The organism is Calditrichota bacterium, assembly GCA_016867835.1.
Classification (GTDB): Bacteria; Electryoneota; AABM5-125-24; order Hatepunaeales; family Hatepunaeaceae; genus VGIQ01.
Genome location: VGIQ01000191.1, coordinates 1 through 2,674, shown reverse-complemented (window position 1 = coordinate 2,674; position 2,674 = coordinate 1). Strand labels below are relative to the sequence as shown.

The 2,674-nt window shown below is 53.6% G+C and carries 3 protein-coding genes; all 3 read right to left on the bottom strand.

The features are described 5' to 3' along the window. Positions 1 to 859: hypothetical protein (locus FJY67_11950; protein ID MBM3330160.1), on the bottom strand; the 859-nt coding region annotated here is incomplete at its 3' end. A gap of 1,134 nt (positions 860 to 1,993) precedes the next feature. Continuing rightward, positions 1,994 to 2,386, bottom strand: a complete 393-nt coding sequence (locus tag FJY67_11945; protein ID MBM3330159.1) for a hypothetical protein — start codon at positions 2,384 to 2,386, stop codon at positions 1,994 to 1,996. Positions 2,387 to 2,452: 66 nt separating this feature from the next. Continuing rightward, entirely contained in the window at positions 2,453 to 2,632 is a 180-nt protein-coding gene (locus FJY67_11940; protein MBM3330158.1) for a hypothetical protein, read from the bottom strand. Positions 2,633 to 2,674: the final 42 nt, after the last annotated feature.

Below are 2,674 nucleotides of genomic sequence, written 5' to 3'. Positions count from 1 at the left end.
CCTCCTCCCACTCATCCTCGCTCACTCGCTCCCGCGCATACCCGCTCACGACGTATCTGCCGGTGTCAGCGAACGATATGGACAAAGTGGACTGAGTAGACAAGGTGTCGACTTCGTTCAGCGTCCACCAGAACTCGATAGAGTCATTGTTGGCATTGAAGGGGATCAGTTCGAAGGTCGCTTCCTGGCGAGGCTCGAGGGATAATTCGGGCACATTCGGCTCGAAGGCGCGTATTACGCCCCGCACCTGAATCGCCCATTGGACGGAATCGGCCGGCTCCGGATCGACGTTCGGGTCGAAGACCTTGGCTTTCAAGGCATAGCCACCCGTCCGGTCGAACGCGTAGGACCGGATTCCGATCCGGTCATCCCCTGCCACTTCTTCCCATCTCACCGTTGCCGAGTCGTAAATCATCCATTCATACCGCAGATTCTCCCTATCCCCGATGTAGGCGACGGAGTCGAGGGAGAAGTCGATCTCGCTATTACGCTGGACGGTGATAGATAGCGTGTCGGGGGTGTGGGAGGCGATGAATAGGTCAGCAACTTCAACCGTCCAAACGACCTCGACCGACCACTCACCCGCGTTAACCCGGCAGACGACCGGCAAGGTGCCCAATTCATCAAACCTAATAAGAGCGGTGGTGTCAGTGCTGCGAACAGTATCGAGGTAAGTCCAGCGGTAGGACATATCGAGACCCTGTTGATTGCGAGCCCGAACGATGAAGCGAAGGGTGTCGCCGCGTAGGACGGTAAGTGCAGAATCTTCCGGCTCCTTATAGAAAACTACCGGGCCGAGAATATCCGGTTCGAGGCGAATAAGCACCCCATCAAGATTTGTATCAACAGAACGAAACATCGTCCCAACAGATTGGATGACATTGTTAGGACTAACCACTACAGACCGCAGAACATTCTCCAGTGGTGGCCTCTGGTCCGGCTGACGATCAATTAGATGAGCCAAGTCCATCTGCCAGATGATATTGTCCTGACGATCTAATCGGATGGCGAGAGGGTACTTTCTTAGTCCAATGCGCTGTCCCACCAGTATCAAGCCACCATCATTCAACACGCGAAGATCATTACCATGTGTTCCTCGCAAATCAAAGGTATTCCAATCATTTAACTCCCCGTTTGCGGCCAGACGCCCCCACATCAATCTTTGAGTATTTATCGAACCAACATCATAGGCGCCAACAACTGCAAAACCACCTTCTGGTAAGGAGATTATTGATGCCAGCCTGGAACTCTGCTCGAGATTTAGCTCCCTTATCCAGACAGTCTCTCCTTCAAAATCGACTTTCACAATCATCCCCCGTGCCCATCCGTTTCGCATATTGACTTCACGACCAACAGCCACCACGCCATCTTCGGCTTCTCGCATAGAGAACAACCAGGTGTTCAATGCCGCATTTGGATGCAGCCAAATCCACACCGGCTCACCTTCTGCATCGATGTGCTGAACAACCGCCCGTAACCATGGACTTTGTTCAAAAGATATCGCGCCGGTCAACATCAATCCTCCCCCCTTCAACTCTATGATGGCATCACAACTACCTGGAAAGTAACCCCGTTGCCAGACCATGTCACCATCGGCAGAATATCTGGCAGCAAGGAAGTCTCGCTCCGATGACCCGGCCGCAGCTATATCACCATTATCGGCTTCAATGACCGAAAGGTATCGAGTTCTATCTCCTCTTACCTCCCATATGATCTCTCCTTGCGTATTAAGCCTAATTAACCAAGTGTTGCCTGCACTCCGACCACAGATTACAAAGTCGCCATTATCCGCCATGAATAGATCTTGAAAACTATCTACGCCGCCCCCACTGGCGTCATAGTATTCTATGAGATTGGCTCGAGGTTGCGCTGGGGCGTCAATCGCCCAATATAGCGTCAACGATAGCAGCAGGAAGATTCGCATTTGGATTGTCCTTCGCCAAAGGGCAGAGCAGCAAATCAGATTCGCCGCTCTGCCCATCTCGGCATTCGATTATTGAACCGCCGATTGACCTTGGGTTACTCCCAACCAGTTGAGTTGCACTGTAACCGGAAATGGCTCCCAATTGAGAGGAGGTAATCCTGGATTCCAGTTGAACAGCACAAACGAAGCCTGACTCGGCACATTGAGGAAGGTGCCAGTCCAGACTGTAAATCCCGCGTTTGGATTTAGATTGATGACTCGGGGAGGATTGAAAGGCTGCTGATTGCTGTCGAGGAGTTCTGCGGTCGCCCCGCAGTGAAATGGATCCTCTGCGCCCCAATCAAGGGTAAGTTCAGCATCCAAGTCCGTGGCAAGCGCCATTTTTGGCTCCGGCCAGACGAGCACGCCGACCGCGATGAGCATCACGGCGGCGATGATGAGGGTGAGGGTTCTGATTTTCATTCTATTGACCTTTCGTTGATTGCGTTCACCAGTGAGAAGAACATCTCACTGGAATTCATCGGGCGTTCACGAGAAGGTCATCGCGGCGGTCCGCGGACGGGGTGGCTCGAGGCGCCACCGGATGCCGGGGTGAAGGGCTGGGTCTATTTGAAAGTCGAGGACGAAGAGAGGGGCGAGATACTTCACTGCGTTCAGCATGACAGAGGGGCGTCCCGTGAGGCTGGAAGTGGGCAGCGACCGGCTCACTAGACTGCACTCGCGCGAAGGCGGCAGCAGTCAGGCAACGGC

What these genes read in the sequence shown, in the direction of transcription:
- FJY67_11945 (MBM3330159.1), bottom strand. Translation starts at nt 2,386, where the DNA reads ATGAAAATCAGAACCCTCACCCTCATCATCGCCGCCGTGATGCTCATC.